Source organism: Cryobacterium luteum, assembly GCF_900110125.1.
Classification (GTDB): domain Bacteria; phylum Actinomycetota; class Actinomycetes; order Actinomycetales; family Microbacteriaceae; genus Cryobacterium; species Cryobacterium luteum.
Window position 1 is genome coordinate 30,876 of the sequence record NZ_FOCN01000003.1, and the last position, 25,485, is coordinate 56,360.

24 protein-coding genes are annotated in these 25,485 nt (G+C 65.2%); 18 read left to right on the top strand and 6 right to left on the bottom strand.

What is annotated here, in order from left to right; translation table 11 throughout:
- Window positions 1-53: 53 nt before the first annotated feature.
- The 3 genes from secD to BMW72_RS04460 all read left to right on the top strand — a co-directional run bounded on the left by secD (window position 54) and on the right by BMW72_RS04460 (window position 5,291).
- Window positions 54-1,778 carry a protein translocase subunit SecD gene (gene secD / locus BMW72_RS04450; protein WP_092107711.1) on the top strand — a complete coding sequence of 575 codons (1,725 nt, stop codon included), beginning with the start codon at window positions 54-56 and terminating at the stop codon, window positions 1,776-1,778.
- On the top strand, window positions 1,778-2,791 hold the full coding sequence (gene secF / locus BMW72_RS04455) for a protein translocase subunit SecF (protein ID WP_092107713.1): 1,014 nt from the start codon (window positions 1,778-1,780) through the stop codon (window positions 2,789-2,791). Before secD ends, secF begins: the two co-directional genes overlap by 1 nt.
- Window positions 2,792-3,035: 244 nt before the next feature.
- Window positions 3,036-5,291, top strand: a complete 2,256-nt coding sequence (locus BMW72_RS04460; RefSeq protein ID WP_092107715.1) for a RelA/SpoT family protein — start codon at window positions 3,036-3,038, stop codon at window positions 5,289-5,291.
- On the opposite strand, the gene BMW72_RS04465 is transcribed toward BMW72_RS04460, so the two are convergent.
- The 3 genes from BMW72_RS04465 to BMW72_RS04475 all read right to left on the bottom strand — a co-directional run bounded on the left by BMW72_RS04465 (window position 5,278) and on the right by BMW72_RS04475 (window position 8,145).
- On the bottom strand, window positions 5,278-5,898 hold the full coding sequence (locus BMW72_RS04465; RefSeq protein ID WP_134360296.1) for a type IV toxin-antitoxin system AbiEi family antitoxin: 621 nt from the start codon (window positions 5,896-5,898) through the stop codon (window positions 5,278-5,280). The two genes, BMW72_RS04460 and BMW72_RS04465, sit on opposite strands and share 14 nt — an antisense overlap.
- 110 nt (window positions 5,899-6,008) lie before the next feature.
- Window positions 6,009-7,241, bottom strand: a complete 1,233-nt coding sequence (locus tag BMW72_RS04470) for a DUF349 domain-containing protein (protein ID WP_092107719.1) — start codon at window positions 7,239-7,241, stop codon at window positions 6,009-6,011.
- Between the two features lie 109 nt (window positions 7,242-7,350).
- A complete protein-coding gene (locus tag BMW72_RS04475) occupies window positions 7,351-8,145 on the bottom strand; it encodes a peptidylprolyl isomerase (RefSeq protein ID WP_092107721.1) in 795 nt (264 codons plus the stop codon).
- 106 nt (window positions 8,146-8,251) lie between these two features.
- On the opposite strand from BMW72_RS04475, the gene BMW72_RS04480 reads away from it, so the two are divergent.
- The 11 genes from BMW72_RS04480 to aroB all read left to right on the top strand — a co-directional run bounded on the left by BMW72_RS04480 (window position 8,252) and on the right by aroB (window position 19,713).
- Entirely contained in the window at window positions 8,252-9,592 is a 1,341-nt protein-coding gene (locus BMW72_RS04480) for a replication-associated recombination protein A (protein WP_092107724.1), read from the top strand.
- Window positions 9,593-9,790: 198 nt separating this feature from the next.
- Window positions 9,791-10,420: a 30S ribosomal protein S4 gene (gene rpsD / locus BMW72_RS04485; RefSeq protein WP_092107727.1), complete on the top strand. Its 630-nt coding sequence runs from the start codon at window positions 9,791-9,793 to the stop codon at window positions 10,418-10,420.
- A 96-nt stretch (window positions 10,421-10,516) separates the two neighbouring features.
- Window positions 10,517-10,888 carry a DUF948 domain-containing protein gene (locus BMW72_RS04490; RefSeq protein WP_092107729.1) on the top strand — a complete coding sequence of 124 codons (372 nt, stop codon included), beginning with the start codon at window positions 10,517-10,519 and terminating at the stop codon, window positions 10,886-10,888.
- A gap of 134 nt (window positions 10,889-11,022) precedes the next feature.
- Complete coding sequence (locus BMW72_RS04495; RefSeq protein ID WP_092107731.1) at window positions 11,023-11,247, top strand: hypothetical protein; 225 nt, start codon at window positions 11,023-11,025, stop codon at window positions 11,245-11,247.
- A gap of 103 nt (window positions 11,248-11,350) precedes the next feature.
- Window positions 11,351-14,005: an alanine--tRNA ligase gene (gene alaS, locus BMW72_RS04500; RefSeq protein ID WP_092108143.1), complete on the top strand. Its 2,655-nt coding sequence runs from the start codon at window positions 11,351-11,353 to the stop codon at window positions 14,003-14,005.
- Window positions 14,006-14,094: 89 nt separating this feature from the next.
- Window positions 14,095-14,565 (top strand): Holliday junction resolvase RuvX, encoded by a 471-nt coding sequence (gene ruvX / locus BMW72_RS04505; protein ID WP_092107733.1) that lies wholly within the window; start codon window positions 14,095-14,097, stop codon window positions 14,563-14,565.
- A gap of 1 nt (window position 14,566) precedes the next feature.
- Window positions 14,567-15,982: an endolytic transglycosylase MltG gene (gene mltG, locus BMW72_RS04510; protein ID WP_092107735.1), complete on the top strand. Its 1,416-nt coding sequence runs from the start codon at window positions 14,567-14,569 to the stop codon at window positions 15,980-15,982.
- The gene (locus BMW72_RS04515) at window positions 15,975-16,868 is read left to right on the top strand and encodes a shikimate dehydrogenase (protein WP_092107737.1); all 894 of its coding nucleotides are present in this window, start codon (window positions 15,975-15,977) and stop codon (window positions 16,866-16,868) included. Before mltG ends, BMW72_RS04515 begins: the two co-directional genes overlap by 8 nt.
- 5 nt (window positions 16,869-16,873) lie before the next feature.
- Window positions 16,874-18,082 (top strand): chorismate synthase, encoded by a 1,209-nt coding sequence (aroC, locus tag BMW72_RS04520; protein ID WP_092107739.1) that lies wholly within the window; start codon window positions 16,874-16,876, stop codon window positions 18,080-18,082.
- A gap of 19 nt (window positions 18,083-18,101) precedes the next feature.
- Entirely contained in the window at window positions 18,102-18,623 is a 522-nt protein-coding gene (locus BMW72_RS04525; RefSeq protein WP_166787694.1) for a shikimate kinase, read from the top strand.
- Window positions 18,616-19,713 carry a 3-dehydroquinate synthase gene (gene aroB / locus BMW72_RS04530; protein WP_092107741.1) on the top strand — a complete coding sequence of 366 codons (1,098 nt, stop codon included), beginning with the start codon at window positions 18,616-18,618 and terminating at the stop codon, window positions 19,711-19,713. The genes BMW72_RS04525 and aroB overlap by 8 nt, the downstream gene beginning before the upstream one ends.
- 3 nt (window positions 19,714-19,716) lie before the next feature.
- Here aroB and BMW72_RS04535 read toward each other — a convergent pair whose 3' ends face one another.
- The 3 genes from BMW72_RS04535 to BMW72_RS04545 form a co-directional block, all read right to left on the bottom strand.
- The gene (locus tag BMW72_RS04535; protein WP_092107743.1) at window positions 19,717-20,196 is read right to left on the bottom strand and encodes a DUF779 domain-containing protein; all 480 of its coding nucleotides are present in this window, start codon (window positions 20,194-20,196) and stop codon (window positions 19,717-19,719) included.
- A gap of 132 nt (window positions 20,197-20,328) precedes the next feature.
- Window positions 20,329-21,852 (bottom strand): acetaldehyde dehydrogenase ExaC, encoded by a 1,524-nt coding sequence (gene exaC, locus BMW72_RS04540; RefSeq protein ID WP_092107745.1) that lies wholly within the window; start codon window positions 21,850-21,852, stop codon window positions 20,329-20,331.
- Between the two features lie 56 nt (window positions 21,853-21,908).
- Window positions 21,909-23,261 carry a GAF domain-containing protein gene (locus BMW72_RS04545; protein WP_166787695.1) on the bottom strand — a complete coding sequence of 451 codons (1,353 nt, stop codon included), beginning with the start codon at window positions 23,259-23,261 and terminating at the stop codon, window positions 21,909-21,911.
- 228 nt (window positions 23,262-23,489) lie between these two features.
- On the opposite strand from BMW72_RS04545, the gene BMW72_RS04550 reads away from it, so the two are divergent.
- From BMW72_RS04550 to nusB, 4 genes are all read left to right on the top strand, one after another.
- Window positions 23,490-23,894 (top strand): hypothetical protein, encoded by a 405-nt coding sequence (locus BMW72_RS04550; RefSeq protein WP_092107749.1) that lies wholly within the window; start codon window positions 23,490-23,492, stop codon window positions 23,892-23,894.
- A gap of 45 nt (window positions 23,895-23,939) precedes the next feature.
- Window positions 23,940-24,374, top strand: a complete 435-nt coding sequence (locus BMW72_RS04555) for a type II 3-dehydroquinate dehydratase (protein ID WP_092107751.1) — start codon at window positions 23,940-23,942, stop codon at window positions 24,372-24,374.
- A 104-nt stretch (window positions 24,375-24,478) separates the two neighbouring features.
- Window positions 24,479-25,042, top strand: coding sequence for an elongation factor P (gene efp / locus BMW72_RS04560; protein WP_092107753.1), 564 nt, complete (start codon window positions 24,479-24,481; stop codon window positions 25,040-25,042).
- On the top strand, window positions 25,039-25,458 hold the full coding sequence (nusB, locus tag BMW72_RS04565; protein ID WP_092107754.1) for a transcription antitermination factor NusB: 420 nt from the start codon (window positions 25,039-25,041) through the stop codon (window positions 25,456-25,458). Before efp ends, nusB begins: the two co-directional genes overlap by 4 nt.
- Window positions 25,459-25,485 lie beyond the last annotated feature (27 nt).

Sequence of the window (25,485 nt, forward strand, 5' to 3'; positions counted from 1 at the left end):
GCGGCGCGCCCACGCATTCTGGCGTGGGCGCCAACAGAAAGCTGAGTTCATAGGTGGCTAAGTCGTCGTCTCCGGCCAAAAAGGCCTGGCGTTCCCTGACCTGGTTGGGCGTACTCATCGTCGGCCTGATCGCTCTCAACGCTTTCGGTGTCTTCACCCAGAACGGATCGTGGACGCCGAAGCTGGCGCTCGACCTTGAGGGTGGAACGCAGATCATTTTGGCTCCTCAGCTCGAGAGCGGGCAGACGGTCACGTCGGACCAACTAAGTGAGGCCGTGGGCATCATTCGCCAGCGCGTCGACTCCTCGGGCGTTTCCGAGTCGGAGATCAACACCCAGGGCGGGCAGAACATCGTGGTGTCGATACCCGGCACCCCCGATGACGCCACCCTGGAGCGAATCAAGTCGTCGGCCAAGCTCGAGTTTCGGGCCGTGCTCGTCGCGGGCCAGCCGTCCGGCCAGACCGTCGGCGCTGACGGCACAGCGACGCCGGCACCGGAGGCGACTGTCGATCCGACCCTGTCGACCACACCCGCCGTCGAGCCGACGGACGCGAGTGACCTCAACTACGTCACCCCAGCGCTCCAGGCCGAGTACGACGCCTTCGACTGCAGCAAAATCAACACGACCAACGTGGCTCCGGCGAATGCCCCCCTCATCACCTGCGAGTCCGACGACTCGGTCAAGTACATCCTCGGCCCGGTCGAGGTGGACGGTTCCACGATCGCGGACGCGACCAGTGGCCAGCGCACCACGCAGAGCGGTGCGACCACCGGCGAGTGGGCCGTCAATATCGTCTTCAACAACGACGGAACCTCGAAGTTCGCCGATGTCACCCAGCGCCTGTTCAACCTCACCGGCGTGCAGAACCAATTCGCGATCGTGCTCGACGGGCACGTGATCTCCGCCCCGGCCACGCAAGCTGCCATTCTCGACGGCAAGCCACAGATCACCGGGTCGTTCGATCAGGAGACGTCCAAGGCCCTCGCCGACCAACTCAAATTCGGTGCTCTTCCGATCAGCTTTACCGTGCAGAGCCAGGACACCATCTCGGCGACGCTCGGCTCAACGCAGCTGCTCAACGGCCTCATCGCCGGCCTGATCGGTTTGATCCTCGTGGTCATATATTCGCTCGCACAGTACCGTCTGCTGGGACTCGTCACCGTGGCCTCGCTCGGAGTCGCAGCGGTGATCACCTACTTGCTCATCACCATCCTCTCCTGGCGTGAGGGTTACCGGCTCTCCCTGGCGGGTGTCGCTGGTCTGATCGTGGCCATCGGTATCACCGCCGACTCGTTCATCGTCTACTTCGAACGCGTGCGTGACGAACTGCGCGATGGTCGTGGTCTGGAATCGTCGGTCGAAGCCGGTTGGAAGCGCGCTTTCCGCACCATTGTCGCTTCCGACGTCGTCAACTTCCTCGCCGCCGCCGTTTTGTTCGTGCTTGCGGTCGGCAACGTGCGGGGCTTTGCCCTGACCCTCGGCCTCACCACGATCGTCGACCTCCTCGTGGTCAGCCTGTTCACACACCCGATACTGCAGCTGATCGCCAAGACGAAATTCTTCAACGAGGGCCACAAGCTCAGCGGACTCGACCCGCGCGCGCTCGGTGCCGTGTACCGCGGACGGGCTCGGTTCGAGCCCTCGGCGTCGATCTCGCCGACCAAGGTCTCGTCCTCGAGCAAGGAAGCGGCAAAACGACAGACCATCGCCGAGCGCAAAGCGTCTGAACTTGTCGGTACCAGCACTGATCGATCGACGGACGGGAAGGATTCCTGATGGCCAGCTTCTCGCAATTCGGAAATGACCTCTACACGGGCGCTCGGTCGCTCAACATCGTGGGACGTCGCAAGCTCTGGTACCTGATCGCCGGCGGCATGATCCTTATCGCCCTGGTCGGCCCGTTCCTGCTGCGCGGCGGGTTCGTCTTCGGTATCGAGTTCACCGGCGGAAGCCAGTTCGTCGTCTCGCAGACCACGAGCCAGTCCGAGAGCATCGCGACGGATGCCGTGGCGAGCGTCGTTCCCGATGCTGTTCCGAAGGTCTCCACCGTGGGCTCGGATGGTGTGCGCGTGCAGACCGACCAGCTGTCGGAAACCGAGACGACCGGAGTGCGTGACGCTCTCGCCGCCGCTTTCGACGTGCCGGTCGCTGAAGTCGCCACCTCGTTCATCGGAGCAACCTGGGGGCAGGACATCACAGGGCAGGCACTGCGCGCCCTCGTCGTGTTCCTCGTACTCGCCGGCATCATCATGGCCATCTACTTCCGCACCTGGAAGATGTCGGTGGCGGCCATGGTCGCGCTGCTTCACGACCTGGTCATTACCGCCGGATTCTACGGAATCACCGGTTTCGAAATCACACCGGCCGCGGTGATCGGCTTCCTGACGATTCTCGGCTACTCGCTCTACGACACGGTCGTGGTCTTCGACAAAATTCGGGAGAATACCAACTTCGACGGGTCAGGCTCGAGCCGCACCTTCTCCGAATCGGTCAACCTCGCCGTCAACCAGACGCTCGTGCGTTCCATCAACACCTCCGTCGTCGCGGCTCTGCCCGTGGCGTCGATTCTGTTCATCGGTGCGTTCGTGCTGGGCGCCGGTACCCTGCGCGACATCTCACTTGCCCTGCTCATCGGAATTCTGGTCGGCACCTACTCGACCATTTTCATTGCCTCGCCGCTGTACGCCCAGCTGCGAAACGGTGAGGACGCCATCCGCAAGCACGACAAGAAAGCCATTGCGGCCCGTGCGAAAGCCTCGGCTCCGGCCGCGGAGAGCGTCACGGCCTAGCCTGACCTGAAACAACCGACACGGCCAGCCCAGCAGGGCTGGCCGTTTTGGTACCGGGCCGGAGTAAATTTTCCACCAAAAGGGAATCGGGTAGGGGCCCCGCTCTTTCCTTTTCGTCCGAAATTTGCGTAGGCCCCCGCCCTACGTTCTGCCAAGGGCGTACGGACGGCGCCCCGGGAACCGGCATAATTGATACAACGCAAAGCCCTTCAGCGTCTTTCGACGGGCGTGACGAGGTGAGACGATGACGGACACGACGACCCCCTCCCCGGCGTCGCTGCGCCGTCTGGTTCCGCGCATCTTCTCCCGGGCCCAGCCGGCCGGAGCCGTCGACCGCCTGATCAAGACGGTGCGACTGAACCACCCCAAGGTAGACCTGTCGATCATTGAACGTGCCTATACGGCCGCCGAGCGCGCGCACGACGGTCAGCTGCGGCGGAGCGGCGAACCGTACATCACCCACCCGGTCGCCGTGGCACAGATTCTGGCCGACCTCGGAATCGGTACCAAAACCATCGCTGCAGCTCTGCTGCACGACACCGTCGAAGACACCGACTACACCCTCGATGCCCTGCGAGCCGACTTCGGCGATGAAATCGCGATGCTCGTCGACGGGGTCACCAAGCTCGACAAGGTGAAATACGGCGATTCAACCCAGGCCGAAACCGTGCGCAAGATGATCGTCGCCATGTCCAAAGACATCCGAGTGCTCATCATCAAACTCGCCGACCGACTGCACAACGCCCGTACCTGGGGCTTTGTTCCCAACGAATCCGCCGTGCGCAAGGCCACAGAAACGCTGGAGATCTACGCGCCCCTCGCGCACCGGCTGGGAATCCAGACCATCAAGTGGGAACTCGAAGACCTCTCGTTCGCGGTGCTGTATCCCAAGCTCTACGCCGAAATCGAAAGCCTGGTCAAGCAGCGCACGCCGCAGCGCGAAGAATTCGTGCAGCAGGTCATCGACACCATCAACGACGACCTCAAATCGGCCCGCATTCGCGGGAAGGTCGCCGGGCGCCCCAAACAGTACTACTCGATCTACCAGAAGATGGTCGTGCGTGGTCGGGATTTCGATGAGATCTACGACCTCGTCGGTATTCGCGTCCTCGTGAACTCCGTGCGGGACTGCTACGCGGTGCTCGGATCCATCCATGCCAGGTGGACGCCGCTGCCCGGCCGGTTCAAGGACTACATCGCCACTCCCAAGTTCAACCTGTACCAGTCGCTGCACACGACGGTTCTCGGCCCGAGCGGTCGCGCCGTAGAAATTCAGATCCGCACAACCGAGATGCACCAGCGTGCCGAATTCGGCGTCGCCGCGCACTGGAAATACAAGGAACAGGTCAACGGCAAAAGTGCCGGCGGACCCGGCCCGCAGAGCGACACCGACATGGCCTGGCTCGCTCACATCTCAGACTGGCAGGCGGAAACGGCCGATCCAGGCGAGTTCCTCGACTCGCTGCGCTATGAGATCGGCGCCAAAGAGGTCTACGTCTTCACCCCGAAAGGCCGCGTCATCGGCCTGCCCTCCGGCGCCAGCCCGGTCGACTTCGCCTACGCCGTGCACACCGAGGTGGGCCATCGCACCATGGGAGCCAAGGTCAACGGCCGCCTGGTGCCGCTCGAGAGTGAGCTCATCACCGGCGACGTGGTCGAGGTGTTCACCTCCAAGAACCCCGACTCCGGCCCCAGCAAAGACTGGCTGAACTTTGTCAAAAGCCCCAGAGCGCGCAACAAAATTCGGCAGTGGTTCACTAAGGAGCGCCGCGACGAAGCCATTGAGCAGGGCCGCGACGCGATCGCGCGCGCCATGCGCAAGCAGAACCTTCCGCTGCAGAAACTGATGAACCAGGACTCCTTCGCGGAGGTCGCGGCCCAGCTCAAGTACGAAGATGTGTCGGCGCTCTACGCCGCCGTCGGTGAGGGGCACGTCTCCACCCAGTCCGTGCTCGAGAAGGTCGTCTCGTCGGTGCAGAGCATCGAAGACATCGACAGCAACGACTTTCCGGTCGCCGCACGAGGTCGGCCGCACACGACCCGCAACGGTGACTCTGGGGTGCTCGTTCGCGGTGCGCCCGACATTCTGGTCAAGCTCGCCCGGTGCTGCACGCCCGTGCCGGGGGACAAGATCGTGGGCTTCGTCACCCGCGGCGCCGGCGTCTCGGTGCACCAGGCCGCCTGCCACAACGTGCAGTCCCTGCTCAAGGAACCCGAGCGCATGATTGAGGTGGAGTGGGCGCCCACCTCGAAAAGCCTGTTCCTGGTGCACATTCAAATTGAAGCCCTCGACCGGTCCGGCCTCCTCTCCGACGTCACTCGCGTGTTGTCGGAGCACCATGTGAACATTCTCTCGGCCACCGTCAATACCTCGAGCGACCGCCTGGCCCTCAGCCGGTTCGTCTTCGAGATGGGGGACACCACCCACCTCGATCGCGTGCTCAATGCCGTGCGGCGCATTGATGCCGTCTACGACGTCTACCGGGTCAGCGACGGCTAACCGGCGGGACCGGCGGGCCAGGCTCCGTGCTGTGCCGCAGGGCACTGAGTGGGGCGCTGACGGCCGCGAACCGGGCAACGGCCAGGGTGCTGTGGGCCGGACTGCCGCGTTTGCACAGGCGCACGGCGGCCGCGACGTCGGTGAACTGGCCGTAATGCAGTAGTCGGGCCAGGAGCAGCGTCAGGTCGTTCGTCAGCGGCGACGTTGACGTCGGCGTGTAACGGGCAAGATCGACGGCGGTACGCAGGGGAGTGGTGATGCGGACGCCAGCGATGGTGTGCACGTCATCGGGAGTGCGCACGATCTCGCGCACCTGAGCCCGCGGCGACCACAGTGCCGTTGTGCGCGCCCCGATCACAACACAGAACTGGTGACGGCGGGGCTCCGGTGCCACACCGTAAATCCACGCGGCCGTGAGCTGCTCGGCGATGGCGCGGGGCGGAACCAGCTGGCTGGCGGCGACGGCCCGACTGGAGCATCCGTCTATCTCGTCGATCACGCACCAAGAGTCGGCGACCTGGAAAACCTGCCCGTCGAGGCGGGCGCCGTAGAGTTCGGCAAGCGCCAGGTCGTTGACCGTGAGCACTCGGTCTCGTGGAGTTGTCATGCCACCAGAATGTCGCTTAAACAGGTCCGGGCCCCCGAAGGAGCCTGGACCTGTGGAGAAGCTGAGCTCGGCGCGGAATTGTGGATAACCGCGAATGCTGCTCGCGCGGACTACTCGCCGATCGCCTTGAGCCAGGCCTTGCGGGCCTCGAGTGCCTCTGTGGCGTCCTTGATGGCGCGGGCGTTCTGACCCTTCTGCGCCGTGGCGAGTTCTGCCTCGAGCTTGGCGATGGCGTCGTTCAGCTGACCGGCCAGGCCCTCGGTGCGGGCCTTGGTTTCCGGGTTGTTGCGCTTCCAGTGGTCGTCGTCGAGTTTGCGCACTACGGCCTCCACCTTGCGGAGGCGATCCTCGATCGGCTTGACCTGATCGCGGGGGACCTTGCCGATCTCGTCCCACTTGCGTTGGATCGCGGTGAGGGTGTCGCGTGCGGCATTGCGATCGGTCGTGGTGAGCAGGGTCTCGGCCTGGGTGAGAAGTTCGACCTTGAGCACGAGGTTTGCGGAGAACTCCTCGTTGTCCTGAGCTTCAACTTCGCTCTTGACCGAGTAAAGCACGTCGCCGGCGGCCTTGAACTTCGCCCACATGGCGTCGTCCTGCTTCTTGCCGCTGCGGCCGGCTTTCTTCCACTCGTCGAGCAGGTTGCGGTAGGCGGAGACGCCGTCGGCACCCTGGGGGGCGAGGGCCTCGGCCTGTTCGATCAGGTGCTGCTTTTTGGTACGAACGTCTTTGTGAGCGCTGTCCAGTTCCGCGAAGAACGCCTTGCGGTTCTGCTCGATCGTGGTGCGTGCGGCGCGAAAACGCTTCCACAGGTCGTTGGCTTCGCCCTTGGGAATGCGCGGAGCGTCGTGCTGGTGCGCCTGCCATTTGGCGAACAGGGCGTCGAGGGCAGCGCTGGTCTGCTTCCACTGTGTCTTGGCGGGATCTTCGGCGGCCAGGCGCTCGGCCTCGGCCACGATTTCGGCTCGCTCGGCGACGGCAGCAGCGGATGCAGCCTTCGTTTCAATGCTCTGCTGTTCGGTGAGCTCACTGACGGCCCCGCCGAGGGCGCCGAGACGCTCAGCCAGTGCGGCGAGGTTGCCCACGGCATTGGCGTTGGCGACGGCAACGGTCAGGTTGGCCACTGACTTGGCGATGTCTGCGGCGGGAGCGCCACCCTTGGCACGCTGCTCAAGCAGGGTGACCTGCCCGTTGAGCTCAACATACTTGCGTTCGAAGTAGGCCAGGGCCTCTTCCGGAGTGGCATCCGGGTACTGGCCGACCGCGCGTTCGCCGGCTGCCTCGCGCACATAAACCGTGCCGGTTTCGTCTACGCGACCCCATGGTTGCTGATCTGTCGTAGTCAAGAGCCTCACCTTTGCTGAGTTGTTGTGTGGATCCGCGGGAGTGACGAGTGCGAAACCTAAGAAATACCCTGATAAGCCTATTGCAATAGCGCAGGGGGATCGATCGATCCTACTGAACTGTTATCGCCGTGATCGTCGTCGGCACGACCGGAGAGACGCCGTCAGCACTGATGCCTGCATCGGTGATCTGCGCCCTGACCGCGTCGAGGCGGCTCGTGATCTTGCCGAGCACGGTATAGCCGCCGGCTGAATCGGACGGAATCGTACTGTCTTCATAGACGATGAAGAATTGGCTGCCGTTGGAGAAGCCGTTGTCACCGGAGCGGGCCATCGCCAGCGTTCCCGCCGGATAAGAATCGTCGGCCGGGGCGTTCTCCACCGGGCCGTAGTTGTAGCCCGGTCCGCCCGTGCCGTCGCCGGCGGGGTCGCCGCACTGCAACACGAAAATGCCTTCTACCGTGAGGCGGTGACAGGTGAGGCCGTCGTAGACGCCACCCTGCACGAGGCTGATGGTCGACGACACCGCCTGCGGTGCGAGCGCACCGTCGAGTTCGATGCTCAGCGGAATGTCGTTGAGGGTGAGTGTGCCGGTCCAGGTGCGTCCCTCGGCGAGGGTGCTCGCGGGCACGTCACCCGAGTTCTCACCGGCCGCTGCGGTGGCTGCGGGCGTTGGAGTTGCACTCGCGGCTGCTGTCGGTGCCGGGGTGCCGGGGCCACCGTCGAAGTAGAAGACCTGCGCGACGACGATCAAGGTGAGCACGACGAGCAAACCGCCGCCGGCGATCAGATTGTCGCGCACGCGACGCTTCTGCTGATGCTCGTGCACCGCGCGCCGGGCTTGGTAGGAACGAACACGTCCGCGCTCTTCACGTGCTGCACGCTCAATCTTGTAATTCGAAGCCACTGGGAACCCCTCCGGGGCCGTCGGGGTTGGCGACGACCGTACAAAAAGCAACCAGGCGTCAACGCGCCCGACCTCGTAGAACTCTCTCACAAACTACGCTGGAGGAATGTCGGATGCTCAACCGGGTCTGCGCAGTGGTGCGACCCCCCTCGCCGTACGAATGCGCCCAAAAACCCTGGACGAGGTCGCCGGCCAGCGCCACTTGCTGACGCCGGGTTCACCCCTGGTGAGTCTCGCGAGCGATAAGACAGGGGAGCGCGGCAGCGTGTCGGTCATATTGTGGGGACCGCCAGGGACCGGCAAGACGACCCTGGCCCAGGCAATAGCGCACAGTTCGGGACGCCGTTTCGTCGAGCTGTCCGCCGTGACGGCCGGCGTGCGGGACGTGCGCCAGGTGATGGAAGACGCTCGCACCAATAGGGACCTGTATGGGCTCTCCACCGTGTTGTTTCTCGACGAGATCCACCGTTTCTCCAAGGCTCAACAGGACACTTTGCTGCCGGGGGTCGAGAACGGCGTCGTCATTCTGGTCGCCGCAACTACCGAGAACCCCTCCTTCTCAATAATCTCGCCCCTGCTGTCCCGGTCGCTGCTGCTCACCCTCGAAGTGCTCAGCGACGACGACCTCGGCATCGTTGTGGATCGCGCCGTCACGGATGCGCGCGGCCTGGCCGACCGGTTCGAACTGGAGCCGGAGGCTCGGGGCGCGATCATCCGCCTCGCCTCCGGCGATGCGAGGCGGGCGCTGACCGCGCTGGAGGCGGCATCCGTTTCGGCGGAATCAACGCTGGAAGCCGGCGCTACGGGGAAGCCAGTGATCACGACCGACATCGTTTCGCTCGCGGTGGATCGGGCGCTGCTGCGCTACGACCGCAACGGCGACGAGCACTACGACGTGATCAGTGCCTTCATCAAATCGGTGCGCGGCAGCGACGTGGACGCCGCGCTGCACTACCTGGCCCGCATGATCGAGGCCGGTGAGGACCCGCGCTACATCTGTCGCCGCATCATCATCCTCGCCTCGGAGGATATCGGCATGGCCGACCCCCAATCGCTTGTGATCGCCGTGGCCGCCGCCGACGCGGTGGCATTGATCGGCATGCCGGAGGGCCGGATTCCCCTCGCGCAGGCGGTCGTGCACCTCGCGACCGCCCCCAAGTCCAACGCCGCCTATATGGCCCTCGACGCGGCAATCGCCGACGTGCGGGCCGGGAAGATGGGCCGCGTGCCCAAGGGAATGCGCGACGCGCACTACCCGGGGGCCAAGCGGCTCGGGCACGGCAAGGGTTACCTGTACCCGCACGACGACGCCCTCGGCGTGGTCACCCAGCAGTACCCGCCGACCGAACTGAAAAGCACCCAGTATTACGTACCGACCGAGCACGGCCACGAACGCGATATCTCCGCCCGCCTCCTCAAAATCCGGCGCATCGTACGCAACCAGTGAGTGGGTTCTCGTATGCTAACCTTGACTCTGCCTACAACTGGTTTCGGCATGCGGCTGCGTCCGTTTCCGGTTTGGAGGGGAATCGTTCTGTAGCCGAACGTCCCATGGCACCCAATCCTCTGATCTCCCATGACCGGTGACGACTCTGTCGACACCCGCCCTGGTATCCCTGTTATTGAGTCCGATTGAAAGGAAACCGTGTCTACCAAGTCACGTACCCGCAGTAAAACTCGCCTCTCGCGCGCCCTGGGCATTGCCCTCACGCCGAAGGCAGCCCGCTTCCTCGAGAAGCGCCCCTACGCACCCGGTGAGCACGGCCGCACCAAGCGCAAGACCGATTCGGACTATGCCGTTCGTCTGCGCGAAAAGCAGCGCTTACGCGCCCAGTACGGCATCCGCGAAGCCCAGCTCAAGATTGCCTTCGAGCAGGCTCGTCGTCGTCAGGGACTGACCGGTGAGAACCTCGTGGAGATCCTCGAGACCCGTCTCGACGCCCTCCTCGTTCGCTCCGCGATTGCGCGCACCACGGCGCAGGCTCGCCAGATGATCGTGCACCGTCACATCCTCGTTGACGGAGAGCTCGTTGACCGGCCCTCCTTCCGCGTGAAGCCGGGCCAGCTCATGCACGTCAAGGCTCGCAGCGAGGGCATGGAGCCCTTCCAGGTTGCAGCAGCCGGCGGACACGTCGACCTGCTTCCCAAGCTCCCGCCGTACCTCGAGGTTGAGCTCGACAAGCTTCAGGCCCGCCTCGTGCGCGCCCCGAAGCGCATCGAGATCCCCGTGACCTGTGAAGTTCAGCTCGTCGTGGAGTACTACGCAGCTCGATAACACAACCGCTACGCTGAAGGGCGGATCACCTCAGGGGGATCCGCCCTTTTTGCATACCCGGGCTCGCGCCGAGCCCTCGAACAGAGTGGAGTCACCGTGTCAGGTGGAGATATTGCCGGCCTCGTCGCAGCCGGCGTGTTCGCGATCCTGGTTGCGTTCATCGCCATCCCGCTGGTCAAACTGGGCCGGGTCTTCGACGAGACGACCGCGGCCATTCACGAACTCAGCGACGGAATCACCCCGATTCTCACCGAGACGACCGAGACCATTCGCTCCACCAACCACCAGCTGGCGCGAGTCGACACCATCACGAGCAACGTAGCGGATGTCACCGGTAACGTCTCAGCGCTCGTCGCGTTGTTCGCGGCGACCGTCGGTGGGCCGCTGATCAAGCTCGCCGGTTTCTCGGCCGGCGTGCGGGCGGCCTTTCGCGCCGGGAGGCCGCGCTCCGGGCGCAATCGGAGTTGACCGGCTACTCTGGACACGGCGTTGATATTCTCGCGCCCCACTTATCGACAGCTTCGGCTAGCGGTGCTGCGGCTTCATTCAATTCTGTTCTATTGTCTGCGGCTGCAAGCCGCGCAGATTCAGGGAGAAACGCCATGAAGAACGTCATCTGGTTGGTCATCGGCGTTGCCGCGGGCTTCGTGGTCGCCCACGAGGTGAACAAGACCCAGCAGGGCAAGGCGTTTTTCACCGAACTCGACACCAAAGCACGTGAATTCGGCGAGGCCATGTCCGAGGGATACCGCCAGCGCGAGGCGGAGCTGCACGCCGCCCTGGGCGATGACGCCGCTGGCGGTGCGCCGGTGACCGGCGCCCCGTAGGCATCCGCTGAGGTGAAGCCGCACTGAATCAGCGCTGAAACAGCGCCGAAGCACCCTGATTTGAAGCACCACCACATTCATGCACCATGAACAAACGGACACCATGCAGACTGCTGACATTCGCGGGCGCTGGCTCGACTTCTTCGCCGATCGTGGACACACCGTTGTGCCGTCCGCGTCCCTGGTGAGCGACGACCCCACCCTTCTCTTCACCGTGGCCGGCATGGTGCCGTTCGTGCCTTACCTCACCGGGCTCGTTCCCGCGCCGTACCCGCGCGCCACCAGCGTGCAGAAGTGCATTCGCACCAACGACATCGAAGAGGTCGGCAAGACCCCCCGCCACGGCACGTTCTTTCAGATGAACGGCAACTTCAGCTTCGGAGATTATTTCAAGGAGGAAGCCATCGGCTTCGCCTGGGAGCTGCTGACCACCCCGGAGAACCAGGGCGGCTACGGCTTTCGCGAAAGTGACCTCTGGGTCACCATCTACCTCGACGACGATGAGGCACATCGCTACTGGCGCGCGCTCGGCGTACCGGAAAACCGCATCCAGCGCCTCGGCATGGAATCCAACTACTGGTCCACCGGCCAGCCCGGGCCGGCCGGCCCCTGCTCGGAGATCTTCTTCGACCGGGGCCCCGCCTACGGCAGGGACGGCGGACCGGCCACCGACGATGACCGTTACGTCGAAATCTGGAACCTCGTGTTCATGCAGTACCTGCGCGGCGAAAGCACCGGTAAGAGCGACTTCAAGATTCTCGGAGACCTGCCGAGGAAGAACATCGACACCGGCATGGGCCTTGAGCGTGTTGCTTTCCTGAAGCAGGGCGTCGAAAACATGTACGAGATCGACCAGGTACGCCCGGTGCTCGATCGCGCGGCCGCTCTGTCGGGCCGACGCTACGGCGCCGACCACGACGATGACGTGCGCATGCGCATCGTCGCCGACCACGTGCGCTCCTCCCTCATGCTCATGAGCGACGGCGTCATGCCGTCGAACGAGGGGCGCGGCTACATCCTCCGCCGCCTGCTGCGGCGCAGCGTGCGCGCCATGCGTCTGCTCGGCGTCGACACCGTGAGCCTGCCCGAACTGCTGCCAGCCTCCCGTGACGCCATGAGCGCCGCGTATCCCGAGGTGAAAAGCGACTTCGGTCGCATCAGCCAGGCCGCGTTCGCCGAGGAAGAGACCTTCCTGCGTACCCTCGCGAGCGGCAGTGCAGTGCTCGACCTCGCCGTGGCCAAGACGAAGAAGGCCAACAAGACCGAACTGGCCGGCCCCACCGCATTTCTGCTGCACGACACCTACGGTTTCCCGATTGAGATCACCCTCGAGATCGCCGAAGAGGCCGGCTTGAGCGTGAACCGCGACGCGTTCGACGTGCTCATGACCAAGCAGCGCACTATGGCGAAGGCCGATGCGAAGTCCAAGAAGACCACCCTCGCCGACCTCGGCGTCTACAGCGCCTTCCGCGCCCTCGGCGAGACCGTCTTCACCGGCTACGACGACCTACAGAACGAGTCGAGCGTGCTCGGCCTCATCGTCGACGGCGAGTCCGTCACGAGCGCGGTCGCCGGCGAGACGGCTGAGGTCATCCTCGCCGAAACCGCCCTGTGGGCCGAATCCGGCGGACAGGAAGCGGATGCCGGCCTCATCGTCGGCCCCGGCTACGAGCTCAAGGTGCTCGACGTGCAGAAGCCGGTCAAGGGGCTGATCAGCCACAAGGTGCTCGTGCAGGCCGGTGAGGTCGCCGTGGGCGACAGCGCAACCAGCGTGGTCGACGAAAGCTGGCGTCGCGGTGCCCGCCAAGCCCACTCCGGAACCCACGTTCTGCACGCGGCCCTGCGCCAGGTGCTCGGCCCGAACGCCCACCAGTCCGGTTCGTACAACAAGGCGGGCTTCTTTCGTCTTGACTTCTCCTGGAACCAGGCGCTGTCACCGGCGACCCGCACCGAGATCGAAGAGATTTCCAACAACGCCATCCGCGACAACCTGCCGGTCTCCACCCGGGAGCTGCCCCTGGCGGAAGCGAAGTCACTTGGCGCCATGGCCCTGTTCGGTGAGAAGTACGGCGACGTCGTGCGGGTCGTCGACATCGGTGGCCCCTGGTCGCGCGAACTTTGTGCCGGCACCCACGTTTCCAGCAGCGCCGAGATCGGCATGATCAACCTGATCAGCGAGGCTTCGGTCGGATCGACCAACCGGCGAGTCGAATCGCTCGTTGGCCTCGAAGCCTTCCGCGACCTCGCCGCCGAGCGGATGCTGGTGTCCCAGCTCACCTCCAGCCTCAAGACACCGCGCGACCAGCTCCCCGATCGCATCAGCGACCTGGTCACGAGTCTGAAAGCGGCGGAAAAAAAGATCGCCGCCTTCGAAGCCCGCGCCCTGACCGACCGGGTTCCCGCCCTGCTGGCCACGGCTCGTCGGATCGGTGCGGTAACGGTCGTCGCCGAAGATCTCGGCGTGCTGGGCTCTCCGGACGACGTGCGCCTGCTGGCCCTCGCGACCCGGGAACGCCTCGGCACCGACGCGGTCGTCGTGGCGCTCTCGGCCGTTGCCGCCGACAAGCCGGTCGTGATTGTCGCCACCAACCAGGCTGCCAGGGACGTCGGACACAAGGCCGGTGCTCTCGCTAAGACCGTCGCGGGCATTCTCGGCGGCGGCGGCGGCGGCAAGGACGACCTCGCCCAGGGCGGCGGACCCAACGGGGACGCCATTCCGGCTGCGCTGCAGGCCGTCGTCGCAATGATCAGCCGCTGACCATGCGATCCGACCGAACCCCGGCTCGGCCCCGCACCGACAGGACGGAGGCCGGAACGGTTGGGGTCGTGCCTGCGCCGGTGCACCGTATGCGCTCCGGGGTGCGCGTAGGGGTTGATGTCGGCAAGGTGCGCATCGGCCTGGCTCGCAGCGACAACCACGGCATGCTGGCCACACCGGTCGAGACCGTGGCCAGGGACCAGGCCGGCCTGACCGACCTCGCCCGCATTCGCGCGGTCGTGGTGGAGCTTGACGCGGTCGAGGTCATTGTCGGGCTGCCGCTGGCGCTGTCCGGAAACGCGACGGCCTCGACCGACGACGCGGTCGAATTCGCTGAAAGACTCGCGCGGGCCTTGAGCGTGCCGGTGCGGCTGGTCGACGAACGGCTCTCCACTGTGTCGGCGCAGTCTGCGTTGCGGGCATCCGGTCGCCCGGCGAAGACCCAACGGCCAGTGATCGATCAGGTGGCCGCGACTATCATTCTGCAACACGCGCTCGACAGCGAGCGTGCCTCGGGGCGACCAGCTGGCTCGCCCGTCGAACCGACCGAGAGGCCGTAACGTGCAGAGTTCCACCCCCGAAGAGCCGCCGCTGAGCCGCCGTCAGTGGCGCGCGCAACAGGCCGCTGCCGAGCTGGCCGCTGCCGAGCTCGCAGCCGCGGCGGGCACGGCAGCCGCGGCGGGCACGGCAGCTGACGATGCGGCCGGCACTGCGGCCGGCCTCAGGAGTTCAGCGGTCCAGCCGAGCGAGGCGCATTCCAGCCTGCCGGCGGAGCCCGCCCACGCCCCGCTGTTACCGCTCCGCCCCGCTCCCGACACGCAGTCGACTGAACCAGCTGACTCCGGTCGCGGACGCACCAACCGCCGCTCTCAGCTCGCCGACGAACCACCGCGAGAAAAGCGTAGCCACACCGGTGCCTGGGGATGCCTCATCGTCTTCGCCGTGCTGGCCGCGCTCGTAGCCGGCGCGTACTTTTTTCTCCAGGGGCCGATTTCCCAAATTATCGCGGCCACGCAGGGACCGGCCGATTTCACCGCAGAGGAAGCGGCCACCGGCGAAGACGTCGTCATCATGATCCACGAGGGCGACGGCGGTTCGGACATCACCAGCACCCTCGTCGACGAGGGCGTCGTGAAGAGCTTCGACGCGTTCTACTCGATTCTGCTGCAGACCACTCCGGAGCCGGTGTTTCAACCCGGCGCCTACCAGTTGAAGACCAAAATGGTCGCCAGCACCGCCCTCGACGCCCTGCTCGATGATGGCGCGCGACTGAACCAGACCGTGATCGTGCCCGAGGGCACCGCGGCCGTGGATGTGCTGCAGTCGATCTCAGAGGGCACCGACATTCCCCTCGCAGACCTGCAGGCCGGCGCAGCCAACGTGGCCGGGTTCGGCCTGCCGGCCGAGGCGACCACCCTTGAGGGCTTTCTGTTTCCGGCCACCTACACTTTTTCGCCGGGGGACACCGCCCAGATTGTTCTGCAGACCATGGTGAACCGGCAGTATGAAGCCCTCGACGCCGCCGGCGTCGCGGTCGCCGATCGTTGGAAGACCATCGTGTTCGCCTCGCTGATCCAGCGCGAGGCCGGCCTGCGCGTCGACTACTACAAGGTGGCCCGGGTGTTTCTGAACCGGCTGGACCCGGCCCAGTGGGAGAGCGGACTGCTGCAGTCCGACGCGACCGTCGCCTACGGCACCGGCAACACCCACCTCGTGACCACGACCGACGCTGAACGCGCTGACGCCGGCAATATGTACAACACCTACGCGCATCCGGGTATGGTCGTCGGCCCTATTTCAAACCCGGGTGACCTCGCAATCGACGCCGCCCTGCACCCGGCCGATGGACCCTGGCTGTTCTTCGTCACGGTCAACCTCGATACCGGGGAGACGGTCTTCTCCACTACCGTGGCAGAACACGACGCCGCGGTCGTGGTTTGGCAGAACTGGATGAGGGAGCACCCCGAATATGGATAGTCTCACGTCGAACCGTCTCGCAGTGCTCGGCTCACCGATCAAGCATTCCCGATCGCCGATGCTGCACCGGGCCGCCTACCGGCAGCTCGGCCTCGACTGGACCTATGAGGCCGTTGAGGTGAAATCCGGTTCTTTGGCCATGTTCCTGAGCAAGCTCGGCCGGGAATGGCGCGGCCTGTCACTGACCATGCCGCTCAAACAGGAGGTGCTGCCCTTCATCGACGATTGCGATCGGGTCGCGCAGCTGACCGGTGCCGTCAACACGGTTCTCCTCCGAAAGGTTAACGGTCGCAGCACCTTGAGCGGGTACAACACGGATGTCGCCGGGTTGGTGCGGGCCCTCGCCGAAGGGGGAGTCACCCGCGCAGCGCATGTGACTCTGCTCGGAGCCGGGGCAACGGCGGCATCCGCTTTGATGGCGGCGGCGGAACTCGGCACCGAGTTTGTCGCGGTGCTCGTGCGCGACCCGCAGAAGGCGCTGCCCCTCGTCGAACTCGGTCGGTCGCTCGGCGTGGTGGTCGACCTGCAGGATCTCAGCGGAGCTACCCGCGTGGACAGCGATGTCGTGATCAGTACCCTGCCCGGGGGAACCCTGCTTTCGGCGCCGTTGCCGCTCGCCCTGCGGGAACAGGCCATCCTGTTCGACGTGGCCTACTCGCCGTGGCCGAGCGGTGTTGCCACCTCATGGCAGGAAGCCGGCGGTACCGTACTGAACGGCCTGGGCATGCTGTTGCACCAGGCTCTGATCCAGGTGCGGGTCTTCGTCACCGCTGATCCGTTCGAACCGCTGCCCGACGAGTCGGCCGTCCTGGCGGCCATGCGCGGTGCGCTCACCCGCGACTCCGGCCCCGGTGACGCTGCACCCCTTACCGCTGTGGAAAGATAGGAACCATGCTTCGTTGGCTCACAGCCGGAGAATCTCACGGCCCCGAACTCATCGCCATTGTTGAGGGTTTGCCCGCTGGAATCCCGGTCACCCTTGATTCGATCCGCCTCGATCTGGCGCGCCGCAAGCTTGGCTATGGCCGCGGCGCGCGCATGAAATTCGAAGAGGACGAACTCACCCTCTCGGGTGGCGTGCGGCACGGACTCACCCTCGGCGGGCCGGTCGCGCTGCGCATCGGCAATTCGGAATGGCCCAAGTGGGTCGAGGTGATGAGTGCGGCACCGGTCGACCCTGCCACGCTCGCTCGCGGCCGTGGTGCCCCCCTGACCCGCCCCCGGCCGGGCCACGCCGACCTCGCCGGCATGCAGAAGTACGGCTTCGACGAAGCCCGTCCGGTGCTGGAACGGGCGAGCGCCCGCGAGACCGCCGCGCGGGTGGCGCTCGGCGCGGTCGCCAGGTCCTTCCTGAACGAGCTGGGAGTCCAGCTGGTCAGCCACACCATCGCCATCGGTCCGGTGCGCGTGCCCGACGGTTCGCCGCTGCCGGAGCCCGGCGACGTCGACACCCTCGACGCTGACCTGCTGCGCTGTTTCGACGTGAGCACATCCGCTTTGATGGTGGCTGAAGTGGATGCTGCGCACCAGGACGGCGACACCCTCGGCGGCGTTGTCGAGGTGCTTGCCTACAACCTGCCCCCCGGGCTCGGGTCCTTCGTGCACTGGGACCGCCGCCTGGATTCGCAACTCGCCGCTGCCCTCATGGGCATCCAGGCGATCAAGGGTGTCGAGGTCGGCGACGGTTTCGAGACCACCCGCCGCCGCGGTTCGGCCGCCCACGACGAACTCGTTCAGGCGGACGGCGCCATCCAACGGGTCAGCGACAAGGCCGGCGGCACCGAGGGCGGCATGAGTACCGGTACGGTGTTGCGGGTTCGCGCCGGGATGAAGCCGATCGCGACGATTCCGCGGGCGCTGCGCACGGTCGACGTGGCTACCAGCGAACCGGCTCCGGCGCACCACCAACGCTCCGACGTCTGTGCTGTGCCGGCGGCCGGCATCGTCGCCGAGGCCATGGTGGCGCTCGTTCTCGCGAACTCCATGCTCGAAAAATTCGGGGGAGACTCGATCGGGGAGACCCGACGCAACCTCGAGTCGTACCTGGCCCACATTCCCGCCAACCTGCGCACCGGCGCGGCGAGCGACGCATCGCTGTGAGTGAGAGCCGGCTGAAGCCATGCTGACCCGGCGAAACTCGCTGCTGCCGATCGTGTTCATCGGGCCGATGGCCGCCGGCAAGACCAAGATCGGTCGCCGGGTGGCGCGCGGCCTTGACGTGCCTTTCATCGACACCGACAAGCGTGTCGTGGAAAGCTACGGTCCCATCCCGGAGATCTTCGCCCGGGAGGGCGAAGAATATTTTCGTATCGTCGAGCGCGAAGCGGTGGATTGGGCGCTCGGCGAGCCGGCCGTCGTCTCGCTCGGCGGGGGAGCAGTTCTGCACCCCGAGACCCAGGCTGATCTCGCCGACGCGACCGTCGTCTACCTGAGCGTGAGCACCGCGGCCGTCGAGGCCCGCCTCGGCGGTACCAAACGGCCGCTCCTGGCTGGCGGCATCGCCGACTGGGAGCGCATCTATAACCTGCGCCGCTCCACCTATGAATCCCTCGCGACGATTCGCCTGGATACCTCCAACCGACCCATCAGCGGCATCGCCGACGAAATCGTGAATTGGGTTCAAGAAAGAAATGATGACTGAGATCTCCCAACAGACCGCTACCACCGTGATCACCGTGACCGGGGTCGACAGCTATCCGGTCAGTGTGGGGCGCGGCCTGGTCAGTACCGTCGCCGAGCAGCTCGGCAGCGGCGTCAATAAGGTGCTGATCGTGCACACCTCCACGGTCGGTGCCCGCGCCGTCGCCCTTCGCGACAACCTGCTCGAGACCTACTCCGAAGTGCTGCTGGCCGAGATTCCCGACGCCGAGGCGGCCAAACGCGTCGAAGTCGCCGCCTTCTGCTGGGGCGTCATGGGGCAGTCCGACTTCAGCCGCACCGACGCCGTGATCGGCCTCGGCGGCGGCGCTGTCACCGACCTGGCCGGCTTCGTCGCGGCGACCTGGCTGCGCGGCGTGAAGCTCGTGCAGATCCCCACGAGCGTACTCGGCATGGTCGACGCGGCTGTCGGCGGCAAGAATGGCATCAACACCGCCGAGGGCAAGAACCTCGTCGGCACCTTCTACGCCCCGTCCGCTGTGCTCTGCGACCTGGACCTGCTCGACGCGCTGCCCCGCAACGAAGTCCTGGCTGGCTTCGCCGAAATCGTGAAGGCCGGATTCATCCAGGTTCCCGAGATCCTCGACCTCATCGAAGCGGATGTCGACCGCGCCACCGACCCGACGACCCCCGAATTTCGTCGGCTGATCGAGCTCTCGATCGCCATGAAGGCCCGAATAGTGGGTGAGGATTTCAAGGAAGCCGGCCTCCGCGAGATCCTGAACTACGGCCACACGCTCGGTCACGCCGTTGAGCACGCCGAACGCTACGGCTGGCGGCACGGCGCAGCCGTCGCCGTCGGCATGATGTTCGCGGCGGAACTCGCCGCCCTCAGCGGACGACTCTCGGTCGAGGTCGTCGACCGGCACCGCAGCATCCTCGAATCACTGACCCTGCCGACCGGCTACCCGGTGGGTCGCTGGCCCACCCTGCTCGCCACGATGCAGCGCGACAAGAAGACTCGCAGCGGCATGCTGCGCTTCGTCGTGCTCGACGATGTCGGCAAGCCGACCATCCTCGAGGGTCCGGACGCCTCCCTGCTGTTCAGCGCGTACCAGGCCATCGGGCAGTAGGACTCAGGACGCAACCACCGGCGCGGGGGAGTCCGCGGCATCCGCTTCGACGGTGTCGGTCGGGCCGGCGAACGGTGTCATCGTGGTCATGAGCTCGGAACGGATCAGAAATCGCACGCCGCGGGGTGCTTCGGCGCTGAAGCCGCTGCCGCGGCCGGGCACCACATCGACCGTGAGAAAGGTGTGGCTCCAATAATTGAACTGCTCAGCCGACATCCAGAAATCGAGCGGCTGACCGGGCTCACCGGCCGGGGCCAGATCGAACTGGCCGAGACGTACATCCTGGTCGGAGGTGATGAATTCGCCCGCCATGAACAGCATCGGCGAGCTGCCGTCACAGCAACCGCCGGACTGGTGGAACATAAGCGGGCCGTGCTCCTCCCAGAGGCTGCGGAGCAGATCGACCGCCACCGGGGTGAGTTCGACGCGGGGGATTGTTTCGCCGGTGATGGTGACCGATGCGGTAATCGTGGGTGTCGACATTGACGGACCTTTCTGCAAAAGACAAGTGAAAAAAGGGGCTGCCTACGACGTTACGTCGTCGGCAGCCCCCGGGCCAGACCTGCAGCGAACTCCCACCCGACGGGAGCGTTGCCGCAGACCGGAACGAATGGCTTAGAAGAAGCCGAGCTTGTTTTCGGAGTACGACACCAGCAGGTTCTTGGTCTGCTGGTAGTGGCCGAGTGCGAGCTTGTTGTTCTCTCGGCCGATGCCGGAACTCTTGTAGCCACCAAAGGCGGCGCCGGCCGGGTAGGCGTGATAGTTGTTGACCCAGACCCGGCCGGCCTGAATGTCGCGGCCGGCCCGGTAGGCGACGTTGCCGTTGCGCGACCAGACGCCGGCACCGAGGCCGTAGATGGTGTCGTTGGCGATCGAGATGGCATCGTCGTAGTCGGTGAAGCTCGTCACGGCGAGCACCGGCCCGAAGATCTCCTCCTGGAACAGCCGCATCTTGTTGTGTCCCTCGAAGATGGTCGGCTGCACGTAGTAGCCGTCGGTGAGGTCACCGCCGAGGTCGGCGCGTTCGCCTCCGAGGGCGAGCCTGGCGCCCTCCTTGGTGCCGATATCGATGTAGGACAGGATCTTCTCGAGCTGGTCGTTACTGGCCTGGGCGCCCATCTGGGTGTCGGTGTCGAGCGGGTTGCCCTGGATGATCTTGCTGGCCCGGGTGACGGCGTCGCCGAGGAAGCTGTCGTAGATCGGCTTCTGCAGCAGCGCGCGGCTCGGGGCCGTGCAGACCTCGCCCTGGTTGAAGGCGAACAACACGAAGCCTTCCTGGGCCTTGTCGTAGAACGCGTCCTTCTCCTGGGCGACGTCGCTGAAGAAAATGTTGGGGCTCTTACCGCCGAGCTCCACGGTGGAGGGAATGATGTTCGCGGAGGCGTACTGCAGGATGAGACGGCCGGTCGTGGTCTCACCGGTGAACGCGATCTTGCGGATACGGTTGCTCGACGCGAGCGGCTTGCCGGCTTCGAGCCCGAAACCGTTGACAACGTTGACCACGCCGGGGGGCAGGATATCGCCGATGAGTTCCATCAGCACGAGAATCGAGACCGGCGTCTGCTCGGCGGGCTTGAGCACGATTGCGTTGCCGGCGGCGAGGGCGGGGGCGAGCTTCCAGACGGCCATCAAAATGGGGAAGTTCCAGGGAATGATCTGGCCGACGACGCCGAGCGGTTCGTGGAACTGGTACGAGACGGTGTCGCCGTCGAGCTGGGCGTGGTCGCCGTCCTGGGCGCGAATAGCCGAGGCGAAGTAGCGGAAATGGTCGGCGGCGAGCGGGATGTCGGCATTGATCGTTTCGCGCACGGCCTTGCCGTTGTCCCAGGTCTCAGCGACGGCCAGCATCTCGGTGTTGGCGTCGATCACGTCGGCGATCCGGTTGAGTACGGCAGCGCGCTCCGTGGCGCTGGTCTTGCCCCAGGCTGGTGCGGCTTTGTGGGCGGCGTCGAGGGCCAGCTCGATGTCCTCTGCGGTACCGCGGGCCACCTCGGCGAAGGGTTTGCCGGTCACGGGGGTGATGTCTTCGAAGTACTGGCCCTTGACCGGGGCGACCCATTCGCCGCCGATCCAGTTCTCGTATCGAGACTTGAAGGTAACTTTCGAGCCGGGTGTTCCGGGGGCTGCATAGACGGTCATGTCACTCCTATTTCGACGACGGTGTCGGGCTCGCAAACCTGCGGCCTGATCCGACTCTAGGTGTGGAAACGTTGCAGAATGTTGCGCTGTCCGCCGATTTCGTCTTCGATGCGCGCAAGATGTGCCACGACCGTCGCTCGTTTGGGCGACCGGGCCGGAAGCAGCTCGAGACAGGCCCGCCAGACCTCGGTGTCCCAGGTGGCTTCTTCGGTGCGCGCGTAGGTCAGCAGCAGGTCGACCGAAGCATCGGCGAGCATCGCCTCACGCAGTCTGCTGCTCACTTCTGAACGGATTTCAATGATTCCGGGCGCCGACGATCCTGGGAGCACCGCGCCGCGGTAGGCGCCGAGAGCCACCCGGTGGGCACCGCGTTCCAGAAAAGCCAACACCTGTTGCGAATCCAGTTCCAGCCGGGATTCCAATCGATACGGGCGGGAGGTGATCGTGATCGGAGGGTCGAGCACGGCGAGTACCTTGCGTACCCGCACCATTTCGGCGCGCAGCGTCTCCACCGCCGTGTCCTGATCGAAGAGATAGCCGGCCAGACGATCGGCGGAGAGTCCTTCGCGGTGCCAGGCCAGGAGCGTGAGAATCTCGGTGTGGCGGGGCGAGACATCCGCTGTGCTACCACCGCACTGCAACTGGCCGTGGTCGGTGCCGAGAACACTCAACACGGCTGGGGTGAGCCGCGGCACGCTCGGCGACAGCGAGAGGCGCGACCGCGGGGCGGGCGGCGCGGCCTGCGGCCGGCCCAGGCGCTGGATGCGCAGCTCCGCCTCCATCGCGGCGACGGCGGCCTCGACCAGGGGCAGAGTCTGCGGGGCGACTGCCTGGTCACCGCCGGTGATGTCGATCACACCGAGAATCTTGCCGGTGTCCGGGTCGTGGATGGGCACGGCCGTGCAGCTCCACGGGTGGGCGAGGGCGTTGAAATGTTCGGCTCGTCGAATCTGGATACCGCGGTCCAGGGCGAGGGCGGTGCCCGGTGCACTCGTGCCGACTCGGCTCTCCGACCAGTCGGCGCCTTCGACGAATAGCATTTCCTCCACCCGGCGACGCAGCACGCGGTCGCCGTCGATCCACAGCAGTCGACCGGACTCGTCACCGATGGCGACGATCAGTTCGGCGTCGACCGCATGACGAATGAGCAGGTTGTGCACGACCGGTAACACCGCGGCGAGCGGATGCTGGTTGCGCAGGTCGCGCAGCTCGGCGTCGGTCAGCGCCCGCTCCGGTGCAACGCTGCCCGGGTCGAGGCTCAAGGAGAGGGAACGTTGCCAGGAATCCTGCACGAGCTTACGCACGCCGGTCTGGAAAATTCGATCGGTCATTGCGGATTCGTGAGCACGTTCCAGGGCGACGATGTTCTCCCGCGCGTCGCCGGTCGGGACCGATGAAGAACTCTTCAAGCCGTATCCCATGAGCGTCTGCCTCCGTTAGCAGTGATCGGGTGCGTGCTGCCACAGCCAGCATCGGAATTTCATTCTACGGGCACAGCCCCGGCCATGCGTTTGGAGTGACAGGCATTCACAGCCGCAACGGGGAGGGCACTCCCGGAGGTTATCCACAGCCGGGCCAACCGTACTCTTTCTGGGGACAACGGGTCTCGCCCTGCCGCAGCCGCTCAGGATAGCGGTATGACACTGACAGTGAACATCGACGACGCTCCGCCCGTGACCACACCGGAGCAGGCCAGAGCACGGGTATTCGACCTGGTCGGCCATGCCATCCGCCGGCAGCTCTGGCTCATGCTGCTCGACGCTCACGGGCGGCAGCTGCCGGTGGTGATTCCCATCGACAATATTCCCCTGCGCCCAGAACCGGGACGCAGCCGGTTTTTCGCGATCGGAATCAACGAACTGCTGGCCGTTCAAGCTCCCGGGGGAAGTGTCATCCTGACGCTGGAACGGCCCGGTTCGGCCGCCCTCACCGCTCCAGACCAGGCCTGGGCCGTTGAACTGACCGAATCTTTCGGAAAACTCATGTGCATCACCGGCCTGTTCGTCGCGCACGACGACGGCGTCGCTGTTCTTGCCCCCTGACCGGCGCAGGCCGGTCGGCGGGTGCCCACGGCCTAGGCTGAGTGGATGAGTACAGTGCTGGTTCTAAACGGTCCGAACCTCGGGCGCCTCGGCAGTCGCGAGCCCGACGTGTACGGGTCGGCGAACCTGGACGACCTGCGCACGCTGCTGGTCGCATCCGCTCGACCGGGGGTGAGCATCGACCTGCGGCAGACCGATGACGAGGCCGAACTCATCCATTGGCTGTACGAAGCCGTTGACGAGCGGATGTCGGTCATCCTCAACCCGGCAGCGTTCACCCACTACAGCTACGCTCTGCGCGACGCCGCTGCCCTCGTCACCAAGGCCAGCCTCTGCCTGATCGAAGTGCATATCTCCAACCCGCACGCCCGCGAAACATTCCGCCACACCAGTGTTGTGAGCGCCATCGCGACCGGGGTCATCGCCGGCCTCGGCTTCGACTCGTACCGGCTGGCCCTGGATTTCGTCACCGCGCCGTGACCGCGGCGGGACAGCGCCTTTGGTGCCTGAGGCTTCGGCACGTAGACTCGATAAGGTGCCATTTGCACCCGCGCACCTTATCAATTGAACGGAACACCCCTCCCATGGCTTCTACCGCTGATATCAGAAACGGCGTCGTACTCAACATGGATGGCCAGCTTTGGGCCGTCGTCGAGTTTCAGCACGTCAAGCCGGGCAAGGGTGGCGCCTTCGTTCGCACCAAGATGAAGAACGTCGTCTCGGGCAAAACCGTTGACCGCACGTTCAACGCCGGCGCAAAGATCGAGACCGAAAACGTCGACCGTCGCGACTTTCAGTATCTGTACAACGACGGCGACGCCTACGTCTTCATGGACGTCGCCGACTACGACCAGATCACCGTGTCCGCTGCCGTCGTCGGCGATGCGAGCAACTTCATGCTCGAAAACCAGGCCGTGACCGTTGCCCTGCACAACGGCAACCCGCTGTACGTCGAGCTGCCGGCCTCCGTCACCCTGGAAATCACCTACACGGAGCCGGGACTGCAGGGCGACCGCTCCACCGGCGGCACCAAGCCGGCCACCGTGGAGACCGGCTACCAGATTCAGGTTCCGCTGTTCCTGGAGCAGGGCACCAAGGTCAAGGTTGACACCCGCACCGGCGACTACCTCGGTCGCGTCAACGAATGAGCGCACGGACCAAGGCCCGCAAGCGCGCCATCGACATTCTGTACGCCGCCGATGTGCGCCAGATCAGCATTCCGGAGTCGCTCGCAACCGAGGCCGAACGCGCCGCGAGCGAGCCGGCCCGGCTGGCGTCCTGGCTCTACGCTCGTGAACTCGTCGACGGGGTCGTCGACCATCGCGAAGAAATCGATGAGCTGATCGAGACGTACTCGCAGGGATGGTCGCTCGCGCGCATGCCCAACATCGATCGCGCCATTCTGCGCATCGGAATCTGGGAGATTCTGTACAACGACGCCGTTCCGCACGCCGTCGCTATCGATGAAGCCGTAGAAGCCGCGAAGATTCTTTCCACGGATGACTCGGCCGGCTTCGTCAACGGGCTGCTCGGCAAGATCGCCCAAACCGCACCGTCGGCCTGATCGGCCGCGTCGACTCCCGCCGCATTC

Coding starts and splice junctions, on each gene's coding strand:
- nusB (WP_092107754.1), top strand. CDS start 25,039: ATGAGCGCACGGACCAAGGCCCGCAAGCGCGCCATCGACATTCTGTAC.
- BMW72_RS04460 (WP_092107715.1), top strand. CDS start 3,036: ATGACGGACACGACGACCCCCTCCCCGGCGTCGCTGCGCCGTCTGGTT.
- secF (WP_092107713.1), top strand. CDS start 1,778: ATGGCCAGCTTCTCGCAATTCGGAAATGACCTCTACACGGGCGCTCGG.
- BMW72_RS04480 (WP_092107724.1), top strand. CDS start 8,252: ATGTCGGATGCTCAACCGGGTCTGCGCAGTGGTGCGACCCCCCTCGCC.
- BMW72_RS04535 (WP_092107743.1), bottom strand. CDS start 20,196: ATGTCGACACCCACGATTACCGCATCGGTCACCATCACCGGCGAAACA.
- efp (WP_092107753.1), top strand. CDS start 24,479: ATGGCTTCTACCGCTGATATCAGAAACGGCGTCGTACTCAACATGGAT.
- alaS (WP_092108143.1), top strand. CDS start 11,351: ATGCAGACTGCTGACATTCGCGGGCGCTGGCTCGACTTCTTCGCCGAT.
- BMW72_RS04515 (WP_092107737.1), top strand. CDS start 15,975: ATGGATAGTCTCACGTCGAACCGTCTCGCAGTGCTCGGCTCACCGATC.
- BMW72_RS04555 (WP_092107751.1), top strand. CDS start 23,940: ATGAGTACAGTGCTGGTTCTAAACGGTCCGAACCTCGGGCGCCTCGGC.
- exaC (WP_092107745.1), bottom strand. CDS start 21,852: ATGACCGTCTATGCAGCCCCCGGAACACCCGGCTCGAAAGTTACCTTC.
- aroC (WP_092107739.1), top strand. CDS start 16,874: ATGCTTCGTTGGCTCACAGCCGGAGAATCTCACGGCCCCGAACTCATC.
- BMW72_RS04465 (WP_134360296.1), bottom strand. CDS start 5,898: ATGACAACTCCACGAGACCGAGTGCTCACGGTCAACGACCTGGCGCTT.
- aroB (WP_092107741.1), top strand. CDS start 18,616: ATGACTGAGATCTCCCAACAGACCGCTACCACCGTGATCACCGTGACC.
- BMW72_RS04525 (WP_166787694.1), top strand. CDS start 18,102: ATGCTGACCCGGCGAAACTCGCTGCTGCCGATCGTGTTCATCGGGCCG.
- BMW72_RS04495 (WP_092107731.1), top strand. CDS start 11,023: ATGAAGAACGTCATCTGGTTGGTCATCGGCGTTGCCGCGGGCTTCGTG.
- ruvX (WP_092107733.1), top strand. CDS start 14,095: ATGCGCTCCGGGGTGCGCGTAGGGGTTGATGTCGGCAAGGTGCGCATC.
- BMW72_RS04550 (WP_092107749.1), top strand. CDS start 23,490: ATGACACTGACAGTGAACATCGACGACGCTCCGCCCGTGACCACACCG.